The 17254-nt window shown below is 49.8% G+C and carries 16 protein-coding genes; 13 read left to right on the plus strand and 3 right to left on the minus strand.

The window, feature by feature from the left end; genetic code table 11:
- The first annotated feature begins 154 nt into the window (after positions 1–154).
- Positions 155–1285: an ATP-binding protein gene (locus HMPREF0999_RS20995; RefSeq protein ID WP_004291480.1), complete on the plus strand. Its 1131-nt coding sequence runs from the start codon at positions 155–157 to the stop codon at positions 1283–1285.
- Between the two features lie 16 nt (positions 1286–1301).
- Positions 1302–4556, plus strand: coding sequence for a P-loop NTPase fold protein (locus HMPREF0999_RS21000; RefSeq protein ID WP_004291481.1), 3255 nt, complete (start codon positions 1302–1304; stop codon positions 4554–4556).
- Positions 4557–4687: 131 nt separating this feature from the next.
- Here HMPREF0999_RS21000 and mobC read toward each other — a convergent pair whose 3' ends face one another.
- From mobC to mobA, 3 genes are read right to left on the minus strand one after another with little or no spacing between them, the layout of a single operon-like run.
- A complete protein-coding gene (gene mobC / locus HMPREF0999_RS21005) occupies positions 4688–6706 on the minus strand; it encodes a conjugal transfer protein MobC (protein WP_004291482.1) in 2019 nt (672 codons plus the stop codon).
- Between the two features lie 30 nt (positions 6707–6736).
- Positions 6737–7984: a conjugal transfer protein MobB gene (gene mobB / locus HMPREF0999_RS21010; RefSeq protein ID WP_004291483.1), complete on the minus strand. Its 1248-nt coding sequence runs from the start codon at positions 7982–7984 to the stop codon at positions 6737–6739.
- Positions 7963–8391: a conjugal transfer protein MobA gene (gene mobA / locus HMPREF0999_RS21015; RefSeq protein ID WP_004291488.1), complete on the minus strand. Its 429-nt coding sequence runs from the start codon at positions 8389–8391 to the stop codon at positions 7963–7965. Before mobA ends, mobB begins: the two co-directional genes overlap by 22 nt.
- Before the next feature lie 420 nt (positions 8392–8811).
- Between mobA and HMPREF0999_RS21020 the strand changes: the two genes are divergently transcribed.
- From HMPREF0999_RS21020 to traJ, 11 genes are all read left to right on the plus strand, one after another.
- Positions 8812–9861 carry a ParA family protein gene (locus HMPREF0999_RS21020; RefSeq protein WP_010185906.1) on the plus strand — a complete coding sequence of 350 codons (1050 nt, stop codon included), beginning with the start codon at positions 8812–8814 and terminating at the stop codon, positions 9859–9861.
- A gap of 2 nt (positions 9862–9863) precedes the next feature.
- Positions 9864–10304 (plus strand): DUF3408 domain-containing protein, encoded by a 441-nt coding sequence (locus HMPREF0999_RS21025; protein WP_005850519.1) that lies wholly within the window; start codon positions 9864–9866, stop codon positions 10302–10304.
- 2 nt (positions 10305–10306) lie between these two features.
- The gene (locus HMPREF0999_RS21030) at positions 10307–10654 is read left to right on the plus strand and encodes a DUF3408 domain-containing protein (protein ID WP_005850496.1); all 348 of its coding nucleotides are present in this window, start codon (positions 10307–10309) and stop codon (positions 10652–10654) included.
- A gap of 19 nt (positions 10655–10673) precedes the next feature.
- Positions 10674–10916, plus strand: a complete 243-nt coding sequence (locus HMPREF0999_RS21035; protein WP_005850494.1) for a DUF3408 domain-containing protein — start codon at positions 10674–10676, stop codon at positions 10914–10916.
- Positions 10913–11632 carry a hypothetical protein gene (locus tag HMPREF0999_RS21040; RefSeq protein WP_005850492.1) on the plus strand — a complete coding sequence of 240 codons (720 nt, stop codon included), beginning with the start codon at positions 10913–10915 and terminating at the stop codon, positions 11630–11632. Before HMPREF0999_RS21035 ends, HMPREF0999_RS21040 begins: the two co-directional genes overlap by 4 nt.
- Before the next feature lie 201 nt (positions 11633–11833).
- Positions 11834–12145, plus strand: a complete 312-nt coding sequence (locus HMPREF0999_RS21045) for a DUF4134 domain-containing protein (protein ID WP_005850490.1) — start codon at positions 11834–11836, stop codon at positions 12143–12145.
- A gap of 10 nt (positions 12146–12155) precedes the next feature.
- Complete coding sequence (locus tag HMPREF0999_RS21050; protein WP_005944155.1) at positions 12156–12488, plus strand: DUF4133 domain-containing protein; 333 nt, start codon at positions 12156–12158, stop codon at positions 12486–12488.
- A complete protein-coding gene (locus HMPREF0999_RS21055; RefSeq protein ID WP_009276857.1) occupies positions 12485–14989 on the plus strand; it encodes a TraG family conjugative transposon ATPase in 2505 nt (834 codons plus the stop codon). The genes HMPREF0999_RS21050 and HMPREF0999_RS21055 overlap by 4 nt, the downstream gene beginning before the upstream one ends.
- A gap of 49 nt (positions 14990–15038) precedes the next feature.
- On the plus strand, positions 15039–15419 hold the full coding sequence (locus tag HMPREF0999_RS21060) for a DUF3876 domain-containing protein (RefSeq protein ID WP_005850486.1): 381 nt from the start codon (positions 15039–15041) through the stop codon (positions 15417–15419).
- 23 nt (positions 15420–15442) lie between these two features.
- Positions 15443–16072 (plus strand): DUF4141 domain-containing protein, encoded by a 630-nt coding sequence (locus HMPREF0999_RS21065; RefSeq protein ID WP_005850484.1) that lies wholly within the window; start codon positions 15443–15445, stop codon positions 16070–16072.
- Positions 16073–16075: 3 nt separating this feature from the next.
- On the plus strand, positions 16076–17080 hold the full coding sequence (gene traJ, locus HMPREF0999_RS21070) for a conjugative transposon protein TraJ (RefSeq protein WP_005850482.1): 1005 nt from the start codon (positions 16076–16078) through the stop codon (positions 17078–17080).
- Positions 17081–17254 lie beyond the last annotated feature (174 nt).

Here is a 17254-nt window from a genome sequence, read left to right on the forward strand (position 1 = left end):
AGTCATCATAGTATGAACATATATCATTACTAAAAACAATGAAACAACTTCCATAAGATTGTGGTTGTAAAAATCGCCATTTAACAGCCCGTTTTTTTTGTAAAATTCGCCAATTAAAAAAATATGATTATCTTTGCATTATATTTTATAAGGTATGGAAACAGTAAATAGAATACTTCAAGAGAAGATTACAGCACGAATCGCGCCCAATAAAGCAGTACTGATTTTTGGTGCTCGCCGTGTTGGTAAAACGGTAATGATGCGTAAAATTGTGGACAACTATTCAGGTAGGACGATGATGCTCAACGGCGAAGACTACGACACATTAGCACTATTGGAGAATCGCTCAATAGCCAATTATCGGCATTTATTGGATGGTATTGATTTGCTGGCTATTGATGAGGCACAGAACATACCACAAATCGGTAGTATTCTGAAGTTGATAGTTGATGAAATACCGGGAATAAGTGTCTTGGCAAGTGGTTCTTCGTCATTCGATTTGCTGAATAAGACTGGTGAACCGTTGGTCGGCCGCAGTACGCAATTTCTCCTTACACCATTCTCGCAACGGGAAATCGCACAGACGGAAACGGCACTTGAAACCCGCCAGAACCTCGAAGCGCGCTTGATTTACGGTTCCTATCCCGAAGTAGTAATGATGGAGAACTATGAACGTAAAACAGACTACCTACGTGATATTGTCGGTGCATACCTGCTTAAAGATATCTTAGCAATTGACGGCTTAAAAAATTCGAGCAAGATGCGCGATCTACTGCGATTGATAGCTTTTCAGTTGGGCAGCGAAGTTTCTTACGAAGAGTTAGGTAAACAACTCGGCATGAGCAAGACGACCGTTGAAAAATACCTCGACCTATTGGAAAAGGTCTTCGTTATCTATCGTCTGGGGGCTTATTCGCGTAACCTACGCAAGGAGGTTACAAAAGCTGGCAAGTGGTACTTCTACGACAACGGCATTCGCAATGCCATTATCGGGGCTTTCTCACCGCTGGCCATTCGGCAGGATGTCGGTGCGCTGTGGGAGAACTACATCATCGGAGAGCGGCGCAAAGCGAACTTCAATGAGGGACTGCACAGGGAGTTCTATTTCTGGCGCACCTACGACAAACAGGAAATCGACCTGATTGAGGAGAGTGCCGACAGTCTTACCGCCTTGGAGTTCAAGTGGGGAAATAAAATGCCGGCCGCACCGAAAGCCTTCCAAGAAGCCTATCCCTATGCCGAGTTTCATGTGGTAAATCGGGAGAATTATTTGGAGTTCGTATAATCAATAAATTACGTATATGGAAACAAAACTACAATCCAAACAGCAATATCCGCGGTTTATCCAAAATAAACCGTGTGGTATTGACAAATTCGATGGAGGTTCGCAAGAAAGGTTGGCAAAAACTATTGCTCGCCATTTTTGTCAGAATGATTCATTGGATGAGGAATGTACTTTACCTCGAATTATCGGCATCGAAGGTATTTGGGGATCTGGAAAATCCAACGTGGTTAAAATGTTGGAACGTGAATTATCAGACGACTATTACTTTTTTGAGTATGACGCATGGGGACATCAAGAGGACTTGCAACGCCGCTCTATATTGGAATTGCTTACAAGCAAACTTATTGATGATGGTATCCTATCTGGAAATGCAACAATAAAAGTCAAAGGTGGAGGTACGAAAACCGTATCATGGTCTGAAAAGCTGAAATATTTATTAGCCCGTAAAACGGAGACCGTAACCGAAAAATATCCCCTTATCAGTAATGGTATGGTTGCGGCATTTTTGGTTGCAGTTTTAACTCCGATATTTACATTTATTGCGTATGCAGTAAAACCTACACCCACAACATGGTGGTTTTCTTTATTGTCTATTATCATAGCTGCACTGCCAGTTCTTATTGCATTGTGCGTTTGGAAATGGGCATATAGCAAAGATCATAAATATGGATGGAGTTATATGTTAGCTATTTATCAAGATAAAGTCGAAAAGGACGTTTGCTATGAGACTTTGAGCGAAGACGAACCAACGGTTTACGAGTTCAAAACATGGATGCAAGACATTTCTGATTTTATCAAGGAAAAAGGACAACGTAAATTAGTCCTTGTTTTTGACAACATGGATCGTCTCCCCGCTGAAAAAGTAAAAGAATTATGGTCTTCTATCCATACGTTCTTCGCCGATAGCGGTTTTGAAAATGTTTGGGCTGTTATTCCTTTCGATGAAACACATTTAGCTTGTGCATTCGGAGATGAGACCGACGAACAAACGAAACAACTGACCAAGTATTTTATCAATAAAACTTTCCCTATTGTTTATCGTGTCGCTCCTCCTGTTATTACCGACTATCGAAGTATATTCAACAAACTGTTTGTTGAAGCATTTGGAGAAACAGAAAATGAAGCGAAAGAAACTATAAATCGGATATTCAGATTGGTAAATCCTAATGCCAATGTTAGGGAAATTATATCATATATCAATGAGATGGTCGCTCTTAAACAAGAGTGGTGTAACGAAATTTTGATGATAAACATAGCATTGTTCTGTTTGAAGAAGACGGATATTCTGGCAAATCCAGTAGAACAAATATTGTCCGGCGACTATCTGAATGGCATTCAAACAATAATTAACAATGATCTGCAAACACAACGCGAAATTGCAGCTTTGGTATATGGTGTCGATGTTGAAGATGCTCGACAAATTCCATTGAAAAAATATATTGAAGGCTGCATCAACGGAGAAGAAGACCACGACATAAATCAATATGCAGAGACTAATAAACAATTTGACACTGTATTAGAAGAAGTTATACAATGTATGGACAATGCGCTTATCGATAAGATTATACATTGTTTGCATAAATTAACTCGAAAGAGCGATGTTATTCTGCGTGTATGGCAAAGAATAGCACAATTGAAATTAAAAGAATCCATAGAGAAGCAGGTGTTCCCTGTCGAATACCAAGAACTGCTGTTGCATTTAGACACGGAAAGCCAAAACCATGTGATTGCTCAATTATATAAGAAGATAGTTCGGTTCAATGACTTCAATGGCGGCGACTATTTCAAAACGTTAGATGCAATAGACAGGTTTATTGCGCAAAATAAGTTGGCGTGCGATTTTACGTCATTGATTGAAGCAAAAACAGTCAAGCCAAATACATTTATCGATTATATTCAAGCTGCAAATGCAACAGATGCTGCCTATCGGGATAACGCGACAACTAAAGCATATAAATATTATCAAGTAGCAACAAATTCGGAGGCGCTCGATAATTATTTGGCAAACTTACTACCCGATAATTTCGACCATGCAGATATTGTAAAAACGTTAAAAGATAATTCTACCTATACGTTTCCAACGCTTTTGCAAGCGATCACGAATTGCATTGATGAACAGAATGTAAATAAAGATAATATAGGGGCTATATTTACAACCTATCGTTTATTGGCATCTGACGAAGAAAGACCTTTACCTGTAACGTTAGATTCAACCTACATAAATCAGTTGCATTCTGAATTAGAAACTGATGGCCGAAACATTAAAGAGTCTGGATATTACGATTTAGTCGCCATGCAATTGGCACATGGTCATTCCGTTTCCTTAATAGAGGGTGGAGATATAAAATATGTTGCAGAACTCATGGACTATTATGTGGATCATGGAGACTTATTAGTAAATAGTGTGGGATGGAATATACCGCTATTAAATGAAACACTACAATACATGGTAAATCATAAACTTGGCTATAAATTATTGCTCTCAGACATATTGCCCCAATTTGAAGATATTAAGAACAGAATAGGTGTAACGGATGAGGTATTTATCGAGCATTTAGCAGAGTGGAATACCGATTTGGATAAGTATATCACTAAGAACAATATTAAAGATGTAATTCCTGACGCATCTTTTTACGATTTGACCACTAAAATAAGCAATGTCCTGACCGATCATATCAATAAAATAGCGTTCGAAGCGTTGTCTGAAATAAGTGTTGATACATTATACGCCCAAAGAACAGCACATACATCATATTATTGGTTTGTCGCAATAAAACATTTACTGGCTAAAATCAAATCCTTGCCAGATAACTTGACTGAATTTGGCAAAAAGATTCTGATGGATATTGCTTCTGGAACTCAAAGTTTGAATCCTTTCCCTAATTGTTTCAAGAATATAGTTGAAAGATTGGATAAACGAAAAATTAAATCGACAGTTACCGATATAAGAAATGATTTCTGCATCGGTAAAAAGACTATCAATGCAATAAAGTTTCAATTTTTCGAAACATGGCTTAGATCGCATGGTAATTTGAAAAGTCAAGCTGGAGACGTTATTGATAAAATAGTGAAACCTGTAATTTCCGATGGGGCATGCCGTTCATTGATTCTGCAAAACAAAGATTTTTATATGGATTTAATAAATACAGCAGGGGATGATGCTTATGAATTGAAAAAGAGTCTCCGAAACCTCATACAAAAAGATTCAGATCCGCAATTGGTTAAATTTGTCAATTCGATAGATTCAGTACCTGAGGTTGAAACCGCGTAAGTATTTGTCTAACAAGTCCGAATTTTACGATTTTACCCGTCAGAACTGAAGTGCCCCCCAAAAAAATTGTATCCAACTTTTGGGGGTCACTTCAAACTTCGATAGGGATAATTTTCAATTTTGGGGACTTGTTAGACAGTCTCATTATCTGGTAGCAGTTTACACAGCACCGGATCGTTTTTGATACGCTCCAGTTCCTCCTGCACAATCTGCTTCACCTCTTCCTTGATGCGCCGGTAGTTCGCCTGCACCGTTTCCTTCATGCGGTCGTTGCCGTCCTCGTCCGTGAAGTTTGTAATGACGGGAATTTTCTTGTAGGCACTTTCTTCCCGTTTCACCTTTTCGGCATCCACCACAATCTCGCAATGAAAAATCTTCTGCTCGATACGCTCGTTGAAGTTGTCGGATACAGAACCGACAAACATTCCCTGCGTAAGCCCGGAAATCTTACTCGGTGGAATGAGCGCGTCCATCTGCGTGTTGATGGAGGTGGAAACATCCTGCCGGTTGATGGAGATGGACTGCCGTTTCTGCAACACCTTACCGAACCGCTCGGAGAGCGTCTTGGCTGTTTCCCCCACCACCTGACCGGAGAAAATATTGCCGACAGTGTTCATCACCACTTTCGCCTCTTTGTCCCCGTAGTCACGCACTAACTGGCTGAAATCCTGAAAGCCCAGACACACGGCAACCTTGTTGCTTCGGGCGGTAGCTATAAGATTGTCCAACCCTTTGAAGTATATTGTGGGCAACTCGTCGATGATGACCGATGACTTCAGCATCCCCTTCTTGTTGATGAGCTTCACGATACGGGAATTATACAGACCGAGTGCCGCACCGTAGATATTCTGACGGTCGGGATTGTTACCCACGCAGAGGATTTTCGGCTCTTCGGGATTGTTGATGTCCAGCGTAAACTCGCTGTCTGACATCACCCAGTAGAGCTGCGGTGAAATCATCCTCGAAAGCGGGATTTTTGCCGACGCTATCTGACCCATGAGCTGCTCCGCAGCCCCTCCAAGCCACGCATCCATGAACGGCGAAAGGTAGTTCTCCAGCTCCGGATAAGAGGTCAGTATCGGAAATATATCCTCGTAACGGCGGTTCAGAAACTCGATAGCATGGGGAAACGTGCAAAACTTCCCGTTCTGATAGATTTTGAGATACCAGATAATACTGGCAAACAGAATGATAGGTGACTCCACGAAGAAGTCGCCCTGCTTTTGCACCCACGTTTTATTGAGGTTGAGCATTATTGTGTAGGCACTCTCATAGGCATCCGTAATATCTTCCATAAAATCCGGGTGAATGGGATTGCACCGATGAGAGCGTCGCGGGTCGTCGAAGTTGATCACATAGAACTTCGGCTTTACCTTGTAGCCGTCCGGGTGGTTCAGCAAATGGTTGTAGGCAATAGTAGATAGGTCGGGATACTTGAAATCGTAGATGTATTGACTAAAGCCCTTTTCAATCTGTTGCTTGATAAAATTGTTTACCACGGCATAGGACTTGCCGCTGCCCGGCGTACCCAACACGATGGACGCACGGAAGGGATTAACTACATTGATCCAACCGTTGTTCCAGCGTTTCCTGTAATAGAAACGTGTCGGCAGATTGACCGAATACTCGCTTTCGATAAGCCTCGTTTCCTGCATGAAACTCTCGTTCTCGTTGTTGAAAACATCCTCCATCAAATTGTGTTTCAACAGGCGGCTCATCCACAGACCACCCATCAACAGGCAGACATAGCCCGTTCCAATGGTAAGGACATACAGTCCCGTCACCGCTTCAAGCGGCAGCGGCAGGGGCAGCAACCACCAGTTCAGGAAAAACAGCACGAACCCGACGGCAAATGCTGTCCAGATTCTCCCCCAAGTGATTTTCTCACCCTTGACACCCTTCGTACCCAGACAGGACAAGGCAAGCAAAAGGACGGAAAACAGCTTCGTGTAGAGAATGGAATGGAACAGCCCCGCCGTGCGGTCGAAGTTCAGAAGGATTTTGTCCACCACGCCGATGTTCACGCCCCACAGCCGGATGGCTTCGTAGCAGAACCAGTACACGTTCATGACCACTAAAATGATACTCACGGCACGCAGAAAATCCATGATTTTCGCCAATGCCCTCAAATCGTCTTCTTGTTGTGACATACATTGATTTTTTAATTGTTGATACTCTGATTACATACCCAAGCCCTTGCGTTTTTTCTTCTTTTTGCGCTTCATCGCCCGGATGAAAGCCTCTTCCTCGGCATCTACCGCCGGACCTTCGGGAGTGAGCAAGCCCATACCGCCCGATATATCTTCACTGTCGTAGGCGGTCTGCCCGTGTGCCTTGTCCGCAGCATCCACAGGGATGGATAGCGGTATCGGCGGTTGTCCGGCGTATGGCAGGGTGAAGTGTTCCTGCAAGGCATTCGCCGAAAGCTCCTTACCCATGCGCGAACCGTTCAGCACGCATCCCGTGCGGTGGTCGATGAAGGTAGCCCCATAGATGCGCCCTTCCTCTGTGTAGCGCAGTACGGTGTCGATGCCCTTCTCTTTGAGTTGGGATACAAATTTGTCCTTGTCATAAGTGCCTTGCAGCACGGAAAGGACGGTGCGTTTCGTCATGTCTGCCAGTTTCCTATCCTTGATTTCCGATTTGGAACGGACAAACTTCTTCTGTACGGCTTCATAGCCTGCGGACTTCCCGAAAAGCGAGGATTTGAACGGGTTGCCCACCTTGTTACCCTTGTCGTCCGTGACGGAATAGACCAGCCCGTGATACTCCCGTCCGCGCACGTTGCCCCTCGCTTCCTCCACCGTCATATTATATAAGGAAAGGAGCGCACGGTATTCGCCCATCGTCTGGAAACGGTACTGCCCATTCAGAGCCTTCACGGTGTTGCCTACCTGCTTCTTCACATCACCTGCCGATGCGGCCACCTTGCGCAACGGATTATCCAATCTCTGATTTTTACGTTCTGCCGGATGCAATCCGTACTTCTGTTCCAGTTCCCTGCGGATACGGTCGCTGCGGCGGTAGAGAAAATCCCGGTTGAGCCTTTTCCCGTTCTCGTCCACGTTGACCGTCACGATGTGCAGGTGGTGGCGGTCGATGTCCTCGTGCTTGAATACAAGATAAGGCTGGTTTCCGAAACCGAGTTTTTCCAGATACTCGCGGGCGATATTCTGCAACTCAATATCGGTCAGCACATCCTCCGGGTGCGGGTTGAGAGAGATATGCACCACCGGCTTCTCGATCTTCATCTGCGGTGGCAGGAAGGTGAGAAAACCCTCCATCGCCTTGCCTATGTCCACCGTTCCCGAACCGTCATTGTAGATGCGGTTGGTGGTGAGAAGCCGCCCCTGCGCCTCGTTAATCTTCTCCCCGTTGTAGGCAATCGCGCCGTACAACGAACTTCCTACACTGATTTTTGCGACCATTTTGCCTCCATTTCCCTTGAAAGTTCCACAATCCGGCGGCTCAGTTTCACGAGTTCGACGGTGTGTTGCTCTAATTTGTAGAGCAACGCCATCGCCTTTTTCTCTGAAAAATGCAGCCTCAGTTCCTTCACGACTTGGTTGTAATTCGTACCCACGGCACGGAATTGTGCATGAAAATCCGACAGTTTGGTGTAATAGTCCACCAACGTCTTGTCCACCTTCAGCACCTTGAACGGTTGCCCGAAGAAGTGCGCTTTGAGGAAAACAGACCGTGCATAGACACCCGATTTTCCGAACATGGCGAGGAAACGGTTGTGTTCCTCCTCGTTGAAACGGACGGTGTACCGGTACACCGCCGGATCAAGTTTGGGATTTCTCCCTGATTTGCTTTTCCTTTTCTCTTTCATATTACTTTGGATTTAGCGGATTGACGGCATAAGCCGCCGCTTCGGATTACAGCACCGCAGTTCTGAAAGGCTTCCCGACTTCGGAGGGAAAGCCCGCCCCCTGCAAGGGCAAGTGCTTTTCGTGGCTGCTCAAAATATTTTGAGCGGCTGAAAAGACATCTTGCTATGTTCCGGCGAACATAAAAATCCGTCGGGGACGGATTGGGGGAATGCCTTTCAAACTCCGGGCTGCGCCACCTGCGGCGAACCCTGCCGTTCGGGTGCAAAGTTACGCCCTTAAAGCGGTATCGGACAGAGGCTTGACCCGGACAGTCAGTGCCAACCGGCGCAACATGCCGCCACTTGCCGGGGAAGTGGTACGGATTCAAAAATATCCTTGTTTATTTGCAGCATGATTCAAGAAACGAACGATTTGAAGATATGAAAAATGAGGCTTTCAAATACCCGGCAAACCGCTTTGGCGGCTATTTGCCTGACCGGATACCCGAACCTTCGGATACCCGGCTTTCCAATGACGCGGTGATTCACGGATTCAATGACTTCATGACGCAATGTCGTCATTCACCAGTTATCCGAATCCCTGCCTCACCGTTGAAGCGGATACGTGACGAACCGGACAGGCGGAGATTCGCTGACGCGGATATACATGTCACCGATTCCGTATCGGAGCAGGAAAACAATTCATCAACCATTAAAACCAACAGAACCATGAGTAATGAAACATTCGTTGCATTCGCAACACAGAAAGGGGGCATCGGCAAATCCACCGTCACGGCACTTGCCGCCAACTACCTCCACAACGTGAAAGGACACAATGTCGCCGTCATGGACTGCGACGCCCCGCAACACAGCATACACGGGTTGCGTGAACGTGAAACGGGACTTATCGGCGGAAGCCTCTATTTCAAGGCACTCGCGTGTGACCACTTCCGCAAGATAAGGAAGAACGCCTACCCGGTCATCGCAAGCGACGCCCTTAACGCCCTCGATGATGCCGAAAGGATGCTTGCCGCAGAAGAGGTGAAACCCGACGTCGTGTTCTTCGACATGCCGGGAACCCTGAAAAGCAACGGCGTGGTCAAGACCCTCTCGCAGATGGACTACATCTTCGCGCCCATGAGTGCCGACCGTTTTGTCGTGGAAAGCACCCTGCAATTCGCCGTGATGTTCCGTGACAACCTCATGACGACGGGACAGGCGAAAACAAAAGGGCTGTACCTGTTCTGGACGATGGTGGACGGCAGGGAGAAGAACGGGCTTTACGACCTGTATGAGGATGTGATCGCCGAGATGGGGCTGCCGGTGCTGTCCACCCGCCTGCCCGACAGCAAGAAGTTCCGGCGCGACCTTTCGGAAGAGCGCAAGAGCGTGTTCCGCTCGACCATCTTCCCGATGGATGCGTCCCTGCTGAAAGGGAGCGGCATCCGTGAGTTCTCGGAAGAGATAAGCCGTATCATCAGACCTCAATAATCATGGGCAGCAGGAAAGTGAACACCGAAGGCATCGACGAGGAACTGTTGATAGCCTCCATCGGCAGACGCAGGCAGGACGGGATCCTGTACCACGCGCAGGAGCCGCCCGCGCCTGCTCCCGAAGAAGAAAGCGTCCCGGAAACGGAACCGCCGCCCGTGCAATCCACGGCAAAAGAAAAACCGCAGAGGGACACCGTCCGCCGCAAACGGCAGGAGGACGACTATTCCGGGCTGTTCCTCCGCCGCAACGAGATAAAGACGCGCCAGTGCGTCTATATCAGCCGCGATGTCCACAGCAAGATTCTCAAAATCGTGAACGACATCGCCGGACGTGAAATCTCGGTAGGCGGCTACGTGGACACCGTGCTGCGCCAACATCTGGAACAGCACAAGGAGAAAATAAACGAACTGTACAAGAAACAACGTGAAGACTTGATTTGAATATGGAAAAGAACCAGAAAAACAGAAGTCCGCAGCATGACGGCGGCGGTATGCTTGCCCAAGTGCAGGCGAGTGTGGAAATCCTCTCTCCCGTGCCGTTAGGCGGCAAATGCGGTGAGAAGGACTATGAACGGCTGTTCATCCGTGAAGCCGAAGTGAAGGCACGCGAGGGAAAGATGGCGTATGTGCGCCCGGAGTATCACGACCGCATCATGCGTATCACCCGTGTGATCGGGCATGACCGGCTGTCGCTGTCCGCCTACATCGACCATGTGCTTACGCACCACTTCAACCAGTGCGAGGAGGCGATAAAAAGCCTTTACGCCCGGAATTACGACGCAGTATTTTAATCCTCAAAAAGTAACAGACATGAAAGGAAAGAAGAATGATTATCGCGCCTTCCTGAAAAAATCAGGAATCAAGGCGAGAGAGGGAAAGCAAGTGTACATCAGTTTGGCAAACCACAGCGTGATAACCGAAATCACCTATTTATTAGGTAAGGGAAACCTGACCATCGCCGACTATCTGGACAATGTGCTTAACGAACATTTCCAGACACACCGTGCCGAAATCAACCGTATGTTGGATTCAGTCCCCAAAGTAGAGCTATGAACATGACTATGATTCTGCTGACCGTATCGGTCGGCTGCAACCTGTGGTTCCTGTTCCTGCTCCTTTATGACAGGATCATGGAAACCAGACTTGTCCGCTTCCTAAGAAGCATAGCCGGACTGTGGCGGTCGTTGGGCGGCACGGCTGCAAAGCCCGAAACGGCAAGGGTAACACCGCCCGCAGAGACCCCAGCGGACATCATCGGCAAGAGCCGTTTCAGGATGGCATCGACCCGGACAACCGCTGCCATACCGACGCAAGAAGCCGCCACTTCGGAAAAAGGCATTGAGCTGACGGAGGAAGAGGCTACTTTTGACGACGGAAACACGGAAACCGTATCCCGTCCCGCCCAAGTCCCGGAGGATAAACTCGACGAAACCTTCACGAGCCTCACGCCTTCGGAACTGGAGTTCGGGGAGGACGAGCCGGAGGAAGAAACGTCCGACGCACCGAGGGCATCCGGAAGCAGCTTCGACGAGATAGACGATGCGGTCAGAACCGCCAAGAACCCGGAAGCGACAACGACGGAACGGGAGCGGGCGGCAAAAGTCTTCACCGACATGGAAGGGACGGAGCTGTACGAGAAGCTGATGACCGGCTCGTCTGAAATGAGCATCCGCATCAAGGGGCTTATCGAAATCCGGCTGAAGAAACCGAAAAAGGATTTTGTAGTCCCGGACAATATTGAGGACTTCGACATCCGCAACTATGTATAACGAGTAAAAAAGAATGAAAATGAAAACGTAAGACGGCATCACCCACGCGCACGGCAGTACAAGGTACAGCCGGTCCGCAACGGACACACCCAAGTCCGTAGAAACAAACGGGCAATCCACTAAACCAAAGTAAAGTAACCGAGTATCAACTGCCCGACAAAGGACCATCCACTCTTTTGACGGCAAAAACAAGAACAGTTTATGAACAAGAACATCAGACAAAAGTTTATCCTCTCTGCGGCACTTATGATTGCCGCAACCGCCTCCGCCTTCGCACAGGGAAACGGCATCGCGGGCATCAACGAAGCCACCTCTATGGTGAGTTCGTACTTCGACCCCGGCACGAAACTCATCTACGCCATCGGCGCGGTAGTCGGGCTTATCGGGGGCGTGAAAGTATATGGGAAATTCTCGTCCGGCGACCCCGACACCTCCAAGACTGCCGCCTCGTGGTTCGGGGCGTGCATCTTCCTGATTGTCGCCGCCACCATCCTGCGCTCATTCTTCCTTTAATAAACGATGTATGGCTGAATACCCGATAAACAAGGGTATCGGCCGTCCGGTAGAATTCAAGGGCTTGAAGGCTCAGTACCTCTTCATCTTCTGCGGAGGTCTGCTGGCTCTCTTCGTCCTGTTCGTCATCCTCTACATGGTCGGCATCGACCAGTGGGTATGTATCGGCTTCGGCGTGGCATCGTCCTCCGTCCTCGTATGGCAGACCTTCGCGCTGAACGCCCGGTACGGCGAACACGGGCTTATGAAATTAGGGGCAACAAGGAGCCATCCCCGATACCTTATCAACCGGCGGCGGATCACCCGATTATTCAAACGGAAACGAAAGGAAGAAACGACATGAGGAATACATCCAAAATGACAACACTGGAAAACAAGTTCCCGCTATTGGCGGTGGAACAAGGCTGCATCATCTCCAAAGACGCCGACATCACGGTGGCTTTCGAGGTGGAGCTGCCGGAGCTTTACACCGTGACGGGCGCGGAGTACGAGGCGATACACGGCTGCTGGTGCAAGGCAATCAAGGTGCTGCCGGACTTCTCCGTCGTCCACAAGCAGGACTGGTTCATCAAGGAGAAGTACACGCCGGAACTTCACAAGGACGACATGAGCTTTTTAAGCCGCTCTTTCGAGCGTCACTTCAACGAGCGTCCGTACCTGAAGCACACGTGCTACCTCTACCTGACCAAGACGACGAAGGAGCGTAACCGGATGCAGAGCAATTTCAGCACGCTGTGCCGTGGGCATATCATCCCGAAGGAGCTGGACAAGGAAACCGCCGCGAAGTTCATGGAGGCTGCGGAACAGTTCGAGCGTATCATCAACGACAGCGGCTTTGTCAGGCTGCGCCGCCTCTCCACCGACGAGATTGTGGGGACGGACGGCAAAGCCGGACTGATAGAGCGTTACTTCTCGCTCATGCCCGAAGGCGACGCCACGTTGCAGGACATCGACCTCTCGGCACGGGAAATGCGCATCGGCGACAACCGCCTGTGCCTGCACACCCTGTCCGACGCGGAGGATCTGCCCGGCACGGTGGCTACCGACACCCGGTATGAGAAACTCTCCACCGACCGCTCGGACTGCCGCCTCTCCTTCGCATCCCCGGTGGGGCTGCTGCTCTCCTGCAACCACATCTACAACCAGTACGTGATTATCGACAACAGCGAGGAGAACCTCCAAAAATTCGAGAAGTCCGCAAGGAATATGCAGTCGCTCTCGCGCTATTCGAGGAGCAACAGCATCAACCGCGAGTGGATAGACCGCTACCTGAACGAGGCGCACTCCTACGGGCTGACCTCGGTGCGGGCGCACTTCAACGTCATGGCGTGGAGCGACGACGCGGAAGAGCTGAAACACATAAAGAACGACGTGGGCAGCCAGCTGGCAAGCATGGAGTGCGTGCCTCGCCACAACACCATCGACTGCCCGACACTCTATTGGGCGGCTATGCCCGGCAACGCGGCGGACTTTCCGGCGGAAGAGAGTTTCCATACCTTCATCGAACAGGCGGTGTGCCTCTTCACGGAGGAAACCAACTACCGCAGTTCGCTCTCGCCCTTCGGCATCAAGATGGTGGACAGGCTCACGGGAAAACCGCTGCACCTCGACATCAGTGACCTGCCGATGAAGCGGGACATCACCACCAACCGTAACAAGTTCGTATTAGGTCCTTCGGGCAGTGGCAAGTCGTTCTTCATGAACCACCTCGTGCGACAATATTACGAGCAGGGCGCGCATGTGGTATTGGTGGACACGGGAAACTCCTATCAGGGATTGTGCGAGATGATACGGCGCAAGACGGGCGGCACGGACGGCGTGTATTTCACCTACACGGAGGAGAAGCCCATCAGCTTCAACCCGTTCTACACCGACGACTACGTGTTCGACGTGGAGAAGAAGGACAGCATCAAGACGCTGCTGCTGACGCTCTGGAAGTCGGAGGACGACAAGGTGACGAAAACCGAAAGCGGGGAATTGGGCAGTGCCGTGAGTGCCTACATCGAGCGCATCAGGGCAGACCGGAGCATCGTCCCCTCGTTCAACACCTTCTACGAGTACATGCGCGACGACTACCGCCGGGAACTGGCGGAGCGTGACATCAAGGTGGAGAAGGAGGACTTCAACATCGACAACATGCTCACCACCATGCGGCAGTATTACCGGGGCGGACGCTATGACTTCCTGCTCAACTCGGCGGAGAACATCGACCTGCTGGGCAAACGGTTCATCGTCTTCGAGATTGACTCCATCAAGGACAACCGCGAACTGTTCCCGGTAGTGACCATCATCATCATGGAAGCCTTCATCAACAAGATGCGGCGTCTGAAAGGGGTGCGGAAGCAGCTTATCGTGGAGGAGGCTTGGAAGGCTCTTTCTTCGGCAAATATGGCTGACTACCTGCGCTATATGTACAAGACGGTGCGTAAGTATTTCGGTGAGGCAATCGTGGTGACGCAGGAGGTGGACGACATCATTTCCTCGCCCGTCGTCAAGGAGAGCATCATCAACAACTCGGACTGTAAAATCCTGCTCGACCAGCGCAAGTACATGAACAAGTTCGACCAGATTCAGGCGTTGCTCGGACTGACGGAGAAGGAGAAGTCGCAGATACTCTCCATCAACATGGCGAACAACCCCTCACGGCTCTACAAGGAGGTGTGGATAGGCTTGGGCGGCACGCAGTCGGCGGTCTATGCCACCGAGGTCAGTGCTGAAGAGTATCTGGCGTACACCACCGAGGAAACGGAAAAGGTGGAGGTGTACCGTCTGGCAGAGCAATTGGGCGGTGACATCGAAGCCGCCATCCGGCAACTTGCCGAAAGGCGGAGAAACAAGCAATAAGTAATCAATAATCAGTAAAACAGATTTATCAACAAAAAAAGAAAAGCGTATGAGCATATCAAGAATGAAGATGCTGCAAGTCAGCAAGTGTTTAATCGGGCTGGCGGTCATGGTGCTGCAATCCTGCGACGTGGCGGAGAACCGCCGCGACCTGCTGTGCGGAAACTGGGAAAGCGTGGAGGGCAAACCCGACGTGCTTATCTACAAGGAGGGAGAAGCCTACAAGGTGACGGTTTTCAAGCGGAGCGGCATCCGCCGCAGGCTGAAGCCGGAAACCTACCTCTTGCAGGAGGAGAACGGCAACCTGTTCATGAACACGGGATTCCGCATCGACGTGGCGTATAACGAGGCTACCGACGTGCTGACCTTCTCACCCAACGGGGACTACGTGCGTGTGAAGCCGCAGCCGGAAACTCCGGCAGAAAAATAAGAACCGCTAAAATCCAAAGAAACATGAGAACAAGAATAACATTCGTCATCTGCCTGTGCCTGCTTTTCGCGGGCAGGGCTTCCGCCCAATGGGTCGTGAGCGATCCGGGCAATCTGGCGCAGGGCATCATCAACGCCTCGAAGAACATCATCCATACCTCGAAGACCGCCACGAACATGGTGAACAACTTTCAGGAAACGGTGAAAATCTACGAGCAGGGCAAGAAGTATTACGACGCCCTCAAATCGGTGAACAATCTGGTCAAGGACGCACGCAAGGTGCAGCAGACCATCCTGATGGTGGGCGACATCACGGACATCTACGTGACCAGCTTCCAGAAGATGCTGCGCGACGACAACTTCACGGTGGAGGAACTCGGAGCCATCGCCTTCGGCTACACGAAGCTGCTGGAGGAATCAAACGACGTGCTGACGGAGCTGAAGAACGTGGTGAACATCACCACGCTCTCCATGACGGACAAGGAGCGCATGGACGTGGTGGAACGCTGCCACTCCAAGATGAAGCGTTACCGCAACCTCGTGAGCTACTACACCAACAAGAACATCAGCGTGAGCTACCTGCGTGCGAAGAAGAAAAACGACCTCGACCGCATCATGGGGCTGTACGGCAGTATGAACGAAAGATACTGGTAGCCTATGGAGTTCGACAACCTTCACCAGATTCTCCGCTCGCTCTACGAGCAGATGATGCCGCTGTGCGCCGACATGGCGGGCGTGGCGAAAGGCATCGCCGGGCTGGGCGCGCTCTTCTATGTCGCTTACCGGGTATGGCAGTCGTTGGCGAGAGCCGAACCGATAGACGTCTTCCCGATGCTCCGCCCCTTTGCCGTCGGTCTGTGCATCATGTTCTTCCCTACGGTGGTGCTTGGCACGATAAACAGCGTCCTCTCGCCCGTCGTGCAGGGTACGGCGAAACTGCTCGAAACGCAGACTTTGGACATGAACAAGTACCGGGAGCAGAAGGACAGGCTGGAATACGAGGCGATGGTGCGCAATCCCGAAACCGCCTACCTCGTGTCCAACGAGGAGTTTGACAAGCAACTGGAGGAATTGGGCTGGTCGCCCTCCGACATGGTGACGATGGCGGGGATGTATATCGACCGGGGGATGTACAAGATGAAGAAGGGCATCCGCGATTTCTTCCGCGAGATACTGGAACTGATGTTCCAAGCCGCCGCCCTCGTGATAGACACCATCCGCACGTTCTTCCTTGTGGTGCTGGCGATACTCGGTCCGATAGCCTTCGCCATATCGGTGTGGGACGGCTTCCAAAGCACGCTCACGCAGTGGATATGCCGCTACATTCAGGTCTATCTGTGGCTGCCCGTGTCGGACATATTCAGCACCATACTCGCCAAGATTCAGGTGTTGATGCTGCAAAGCGACATCGAACGGATGCAGGCTGACCCGAACTTCTCGCTGGATTCGAGCGACGGGGTGTACATCGTCTTCATGATAATCGGCATCATCGGCTACTTCACCATCCCGACGGTGGCAGGCTGGATTATCCAAGCCGGAGGCATGGGAAGCTACGGTCGCAACGTGAACCAGACGGCAGGACGAGCCGGAAGCATGGCGGGCAGCGTGGCGGGTGCTACCGCAGGCAACATGGTCGGACGTGCCGGGAAACTGCTGAAATAGAGGCTGAATTACGGGAGAGGCATCCGCATAAAAGTAACATACGTATGTAGCCTGTCATGACATACGTATGTAGCAGCCTGTTACATACGTATGCAGCGGCTCATTACATACGTATGTGGTAACCCGTTACATACGTATGTGGCAAACGACCGCATACCAATCCTATTGTATAAC

Origin of the sequence: Parabacteroides sp. D25 (assembly GCF_000307475.1) — a bacterium.
Classification (GTDB): domain Bacteria; phylum Bacteroidota; class Bacteroidia; order Bacteroidales; family Tannerellaceae; genus Parabacteroides; species Parabacteroides distasonis.